6 protein-coding genes are annotated in these 6,308 nt (G+C 73.6%); 2 read left to right on the top strand and 4 right to left on the bottom strand.

The genetic code is table 11. The annotated features are described in order from the left end of the window. Window positions 1–185: 185 nt before the first annotated feature. The gene (locus tag AN216_RS03260) at window positions 186–566 is read right to left on the bottom strand and encodes an STAS domain-containing protein (protein ID WP_070195061.1); all 381 of its coding nucleotides are present in this window, start codon (window positions 564–566) and stop codon (window positions 186–188) included. A gap of 295 nt (window positions 567–861) precedes the next feature. On the opposite strand from AN216_RS03260, the gene AN216_RS03255 reads away from it, so the two are divergent. Then, window positions 862–1,794 carry an RNA polymerase sigma factor SigF gene (locus AN216_RS03255; RefSeq protein ID WP_070195060.1) on the top strand — a complete coding sequence of 311 codons (933 nt, stop codon included), beginning with the start codon at window positions 862–864 and terminating at the stop codon, window positions 1,792–1,794. Window positions 1,795–1,948: 154 nt separating this feature from the next. After that, window positions 1,949–2,173, top strand: a complete 225-nt coding sequence (locus tag AN216_RS03250; protein ID WP_070195059.1) for a hypothetical protein — start codon at window positions 1,949–1,951, stop codon at window positions 2,171–2,173. A 186-nt stretch (window positions 2,174–2,359) separates the two neighbouring features. On the opposite strand, the gene hutI is transcribed toward AN216_RS03250, so the two are convergent. Genes hutI through AN216_RS03235 form a run of 3 tightly spaced genes read right to left on the bottom strand, consistent with a single transcriptional unit; the run spans window position 2,360 to window position 6,226 of the window. After that, the gene (gene hutI / locus AN216_RS03245; RefSeq protein ID WP_070195058.1) at window positions 2,360–3,529 is read right to left on the bottom strand and encodes an imidazolonepropionase; all 1,170 of its coding nucleotides are present in this window, start codon (window positions 3,527–3,529) and stop codon (window positions 2,360–2,362) included. Window positions 3,530–3,575: 46 nt separating this feature from the next. Next, window positions 3,576–4,988 carry a formimidoylglutamate deiminase gene (locus tag AN216_RS03240; RefSeq protein WP_079166202.1) on the bottom strand — a complete coding sequence of 471 codons (1,413 nt, stop codon included), beginning with the start codon at window positions 4,986–4,988 and terminating at the stop codon, window positions 3,576–3,578. Next, window positions 4,985–6,226 carry an allantoate amidohydrolase gene (locus AN216_RS03235; protein ID WP_070195057.1) on the bottom strand — a complete coding sequence of 414 codons (1,242 nt, stop codon included), beginning with the start codon at window positions 6,224–6,226 and terminating at the stop codon, window positions 4,985–4,987. Before AN216_RS03235 ends, AN216_RS03240 begins: the two co-directional genes overlap by 4 nt. Window positions 6,227–6,308: the final 82 nt, after the last annotated feature.

The raw sequence follows: 6,308 nt of genomic DNA, 5'->3' as shown, positions 1-6,308 counted from the left end.
GCGGCGGCGGCCGTCGCGGCGCCGTCGCGCTCCGGGCCGCGATCGCCCGCCGCGTACGGCCGGGGGGTGCTCATCAGTGGTTCACCTCACCGAATGCCTGACAGATTCAGTGGTCTCCTGCCCTGCCGGACCGTGAGAACACCCACTGATACGGACGGACTGGTGTGACGCGTGTAACGCCCGAGTCACGTCCCGGCCACGCCTCCGAGGGCGCTTTCCAGGTCGGGGTGGATGGTGAAGAGCGCCGTCATACCGGTGATCTCGAACACCCGCGCCACGACCGGCCGCATCCCGGCCAGGTGGACGCCGCCGCCCGCCGCCTCGGCCTTCAACCGAGCGCCGAGCAGCACGTTCAGCCCTGTCGAGTCACAGAACTCCAGCTGGGCACAGTCCACGATCAGCCGGCTGTATCCCTCAGCGACGCCCTGCTCCAGGGGCTCTCGCAGCAGGGCCTCGGTATGGTGATCAAGCTCACCGTCCGGGGTGGCCACCAGGCTGTCGCCGTGGTGCCGTACGTCGACCGTGAGCCGACCCCGGTTGCCGCTCCCGGGTATCCCGCGGTCCATGCACACCCCTTGCGATTGCGTAACAAGCCTTCTCTGCTGCCCACATCAGGCCCTTTGAACCCTACGCTTTCAGCGCTGCCACCGATAGCCGAACACCTGCCGTCGGCGGCGGCCGAACGTCAGCGCCGGACCTCGTCGCTTCGTTCAAAATTGGACAATACGGACTTGCCATGCCGACAGCGAAGCGGGTAGGTCTAGAAAAGACATCCGAAACACGTCGGCTTTGGAGGCGCCGCACCCCGTAGTGCACGTCACGGCCCCGGCAGCCATATGCCGAGAATGATGGAGGACACCCATGTCACCCCGGCTCGACCACGGGATATCGGACTCTACCGACCCGGCCGCCGAGGCCCTCGCAGACCCGGACCCGAGCCCGGACGCCACAGCGCTGACCGCGGACGCCCTCGAGGAGGCCCTCCTCGAGCAGCTACACCTCCCGGAGCTTCCGCCGTACGACGAGGTGGGCCCGGTCGACGCGCGAGCGCTGTCCAAGACGCTCTTCGAGCGGCTCACGCACCTCGAAGAGGGCACCCACGAGTACGCGTACGTCCGCAACACCCTCGTCGAACTCAACCTCGCGCTGGTCAAGTTCGCCGCCTCTCGGTTCCGCTCCCGCAGCGAGCCGATGGAGGACATCGTCCAGGTCGGCACGATCGGACTGATCAAGGCGATCGACCGGTTCGAGATCGACCGCGGGGTGGAGTTCCCGACCTTCGCCATGCCGACCATCGTCGGCGAGATCAAGCGCTTCTTCCGGGATACCTCGTGGTCCGTACGCGTCCCTCGCCGGCTTCAGGAGCTGCGGCTGGACCTGGCCAAGGCGGGTGACGAGCTGGCGCAGCGGCTGGACCGCGCGCCGACCGTGCAGGAGCTGGCCGAACGGCTCGGGCTGACCACCGATGAGGTGGTCGAGGGCATGGCCGCGAGCAACGCCTACACCGCCAGCTCGCTGGACGCCCAGCCGGAGGAGGACGACAGCGAGGGCGCGCTGGCGGATCGGCTCGGCTACGAGGACCACGGGCTGGAGGGCATCGAGTACGTCGAGTCGCTCAAGCCGCTGATCGCCGAGCTGCCTGCCCGGGACCGCCGCATCCTCTCGCTGCGGTTCGTGGCGAACATGACCCAGTCCGAGATCGGCGACGAGCTGGGCGTCTCCCAGATGCACGTCTCCCGGCTGCTCTCCCGCACCCTCGGCAAGCTCCGCAAGGGCCTGACCCTGGAGGAGTGAGCGGACGCCGGCGCCGCCGGCGGGGCTCATGGCGAGGGGTGTCACTGGCGCCATGCGCGCGGCGTGCCAGGACCCGGCCGTCCACAACGGGGGGGAGCGGACGGCCGGGCCGGCGCAGGCCGCAGGTCGCCAGGCCCCAGGTCGCCTGGCTGCCGTGAACGGCGGTGGTCTCAGCGCGGGGTTTCAGGACGCCCAGGTGCTCGGTATCGAGGGCCCGACGTGGGACATCCTCAAGGCCACCGAGCAGCACACCGGCGAATCCGCCATCGGCTCCCCGCTGTCTGACTCCGCGTTGACCGCGGCGCGGATCGCGGAGCCCTATCCGGAACTGCTGGCCGCCAGTTCGCACACGCTCGCCCCGGGGCGGCGGACCGCGTAGAGGGTGCGGAGGCGAGGCGCGGACGCGGGCGTACCCGGGCTGACCGGGACCGGAGTTGCCCTGCGCCAGGGCGACGGCTTCGTACGTTCGTCGGCGTGGGCACGGCTGCGTCAACCAACGCCCTCCGGGCACCGGCACGTTCGGTCGGCCCAGGACCGACCCCAGGGCCAAGCCCAGGCCCAGGGTTCAGTCGACCCGGCTGCCCCGCCGCCACACCTCGCGGACCAGCGGCACCCCCGGCCGGTAGGCCAGGTGCACGTGCGAGGGCGCGTCCAGCACCGCGAGGTCCGCGTACGCCCCGGCGCTCAGCCGCCCCACGTCCGCGCGCCGCAGCGCCCGCGCCCCGCCCGCCGTCGCCGACCACACCGCCTCGCCCGGGGTCATGCCCATCTCCCGTACGGCGATCGCCACGCAGAACGGCATGGACGAGGTGAAGGACGAGCCCGGGTTGCAGTCGGTGGACAGCGCGACGGTCACGCCGGCGTCCAACAGCCGCCGCGCGTCCGGGTAGACCGCGCGGGTGGAGAACTCGCAGCCGGGCAACAGCGTCGCGACCGTGTCGCCCTGCGCGAGGGCGTCCACGTCGGCGTCCGTCAGGTGGGTGCAGTGGTCGGCCGAGGCGGCACCCAGCTCCACGCCGAGCCGCACGCCCGGCCCGTACGAGAGCTGGTTGGCGTGGATACGCGGCGTCAGCCCGCGCTCCCGGCCGGCCCGCAGGATCGCCCGCGCCTGGTCCTCGTCGAACGCGCCCCGCTCGCAGAACGCGTCCACCCAACGCGCGTACGGCGCGCAGGCGTCCAGCATCGGGCCGGTCACCAGCGCGACGTAACCGGCCGGGTCCTCGGCGTACTCCGCCGGCACCACGTGCGCGCCGAGGTAGGTGACCTCCTCGGTCAGCTCGGCGGCCACCCGCAGCGCGCGGGACTCCTGCTCGGTGGTGAGGCCGTAACCGGACTTGGTCTCCATCGTGGTACTGCCCTGGCGCAGCGCCTCCCGCAGGTGCCGGCGAAGGTTCTCGCGCAGCTCGACGTCGGAGGCGGCGCGGGTGGCCGCGACGGTCGTACGGATGCCGCCGGCGGAGTACGGCCGCCCGGACATCCGGGCGTTGAACTCCTCCGTCCGGTCGCCGGCGAAGAGGAGGTGCGAGTGCGAGTCCACGAAGCCGGGGAGGACGGCCCGGCCGCCCGCGTCCCAGGCGGTGTCCGCCGGGGGCGCCGCGCCCGCCGGGCCGGCCCAGGCGACCCGTTCGTCCTCGAACACCAGGGCCGCGTCCGGGACCAGTCCGAGCGGGCCCTCGCCGAGCGTCGGGTCGTTGGTGACGAGGCTGCCGATGCCGTGGATGACGGTGCTGCTCATCGTGTTCCTCCTGGAGTGTGTGGGGGCGATCGACCGGCCCGCCCGGTCAGGCCCGTACCGCCGCGATCGCCTGGGTCAACGCCCGTGGCACGTCCGGCACTCGGGCGTGCGCGCCGTCCCGCACCGTCTGCCGGCCGCCGACCACCGTGTGCCGGACGTCCGCGCCGCCGGCCGCGAAGACCACCGCCTCGGTCGCCCACCGTGGCTCCGGGCCCGCCGTACGCACCGTGTCCAGCGCGACGGTGGTGAAGTCGGCCAGGGCGCCCGGCTCCAACCGGCCCGCCGTCGCCCAGCCGAGCGCGGCCTGGCCCCGCTCGGTAGCGGTCCGCAGCAGTTCGGCGGCGGTCCAGTGGCCGCGCGTACGGGTGCGCAGCCGCTCGTTCAGCTCCAGCGCGCGGGCCTCCTCCAACAGGTCGACGACCGCGTGGCTGTCGCTGCCCAGCGACACCGGGCTGCCGGCCTCTCGTAGGTCCACCGCCGGGCCGATGCCGTCGGCCAGGTCGCGTTCGGTCGTCGGGCACACGCACACCCCGGTGCCGGAGCCGCCGAGCAGCGCGATGTCCCGTTCGGTGAGGTGGGTGGCGTGCACCGCGGTGGTGTCCGGGCCGGTGACGCCGTGCTCGGCGAGCAGTTCGGTGGGGGTGCGGCCGTGCGCGGCCTGGCAGGCGGCGTTCTCCGCCGGCTGCTCGGACAGGTGCGCGTGCAGCGGCGCCCGGCGGTGCCGCGCCCATTCCACGACGGTGGGCAACTCGCGTGCCGGGACGGCCCGTACGGAGTGCGCCGCCGCGCCGATCCGGGTGTTCCCGTCCGGCCGCAGGGCCTCGGCCCGTTCCGCCCACGCCTGTGCGGTGCCGTCGCTGAACCGGAGTTGGTGGGCTTCCAGGGGCTGGTCGAAGCCGGCGGCGAGATAGCAGGTGTCCAGCAGGGTGATCCGGATGCCGGCCTCGGCGGCGGCGGCGATCAGCGCCTCGCCCATGGCGTTCGGCTCGGTGTACGGGACGCCGCCGGGCGCGTGGTGGACGTAGTGGAACTCGCCGACGGTGGTGATCCCGGCCAGCGCCATCTCGGCGTACACGGCACGGGCGAGGGCGAAGTAGCGGTCCGGGTCGAGCCGTTCCGCGACCTCGTACATCGACTCCCGCCAGGTCCAGAAAGTGCCCGTGCCCTGCTGTACGACGCCGCGCAGGGCCCGGTGGAAGGCGTGGCTGTGGGCGTTGGCCAGGCCGGGCACGGTCAGCCCGCGCAGCGGCACGTCGCCGGGCGCGGGCGCGCCGACGCCCGTGCGTACGGCGGTGATCCGGCCGTCGGCGACGTCCAGGGCCACCTCGGGCCGTACGGTGCCGTCCAGCCAGGCGTACTCGGCCCAGTACGTGACGTCCGGGGCGGGCGGGTCGTGCGGCGGGGCATGCGGCTGATCCCGTGGTTGCTCGTTCGGCGGGTCGTGCGGCCGCTCGTTCAATGGCACGCCAGGTCCTCCAGCACGTCGGCGAGTGCGGTGACGCCGGCCGCGCAGTCGTCCTCCGCGGCGTACTCGGCGGGGGCGTGCGAGACGCCGGTGGGGTTGCGTACGTACAGCATCGCCGTCGGCAGTGTCGCGGACAGGATGCCGGCGTCGTGTCCCGCGCCGGTGGGCAGCACTGGTACGCCGCCCAGCCGGGCGGCGAGCCGGTCGCGCAGCCCGGAGGCGAACTCCACCAACGGTGTGAAGGACTCCCGGGTGACCCCGACCCGTACGCCGTCGCGCGCTCCGCGGTCCCGGGCGGCTCCCTCGATCTGCTCGACGACCCGGCTCAGCGTCTCCTCGTCCGCGGCGCGGGAGTCGAGCCAGCCGCGCACCAGCGCGGGAATGGCGTTGACCCCGCCCGGCTGCACCGCGACCTTGCCGAAGGTCGCCAGGGCACCGGCCAGTCGGGCCTTCTTACGAGCCGCCAGCACGGTCGTGGCGTACGTCAGCATCGGGTCGCGGCGATCGTCCAGGCGGGTGGTGCCGGCGTGGTTCCCCTCGCCGTGGAAGTCGAAGCGCCAACGGCCGTGCGGCCAGATCGCGGAGGCGACCCCGACCGGGTGGGCGGTGTCGGCGAGGGCGCGACCCTGCTCGATGTGCAGTTCGACGAAGGCGCCGATCCGGGCGAGGCGTTCCGGGTCCGGGCCGATCGCCTCCGGGTCGTGGCCGGCCCGTGCCATGGCGTCCGGCAGCGTGATGCCGTCGGCGTCCCGGAGCCGCGCGGCCTGTTCGCGGCTCAGTTGGCCGGCGGCCAGTCGAGAGCCGACGCAGGCGAGGCCGAACCGGGCGCCCTCCTCGTCGGCGAAGTTGACCACGGCCAGGGGCTTGCGGAGGCGGGCACCGCGGGCGCGCAGTTCGTCGAGCGCGGCGAACCCGGAGACCACGCCGAGGGGGCCGTCGTACGCGCCGCCGTCCGGGACGGAGTCCAGGTGCGAGCCGGTGACCACGGCATCGGTCGCCGCCTGGTCGGGGCCGGCCGACCGCCTCTCGCCGGCTGGCCGATCGGGACTGGCCGACTCCGAAACGCCCCGCCAAGCCCACTGGTTGCCGTTCCGGTCCGTCTCGTACGCCAGCCCGCGCCCTCGGGCCTGCGCGGCGAACCAGGCCCGGCAGTCGGCGTCCGCCGCGGTCCAGGCGAACCGCCGGTAGCCGTCGTCGGCGTGCCCGCCGAGCGCGGCCAGCTCCCGCCACATCTCCTGGAAGGACGGGGGCACGGCGTCGCCCGTCGTACGAGCGGCCGCGCCCCCCGTGCGAGCGGCGTCGCCCGTCGTGCCG

The organism is Streptomyces oceani (assembly GCF_001751245.1).
Taxonomy (GTDB): domain Bacteria; phylum Actinomycetota; class Actinomycetes; order Streptomycetales; family Streptomycetaceae; genus Streptomyces; species Streptomyces oceani.
Note: the sequence above shows the minus strand (reverse complement) of the source record. Positions and strands in the feature narration are given on the sequence as shown.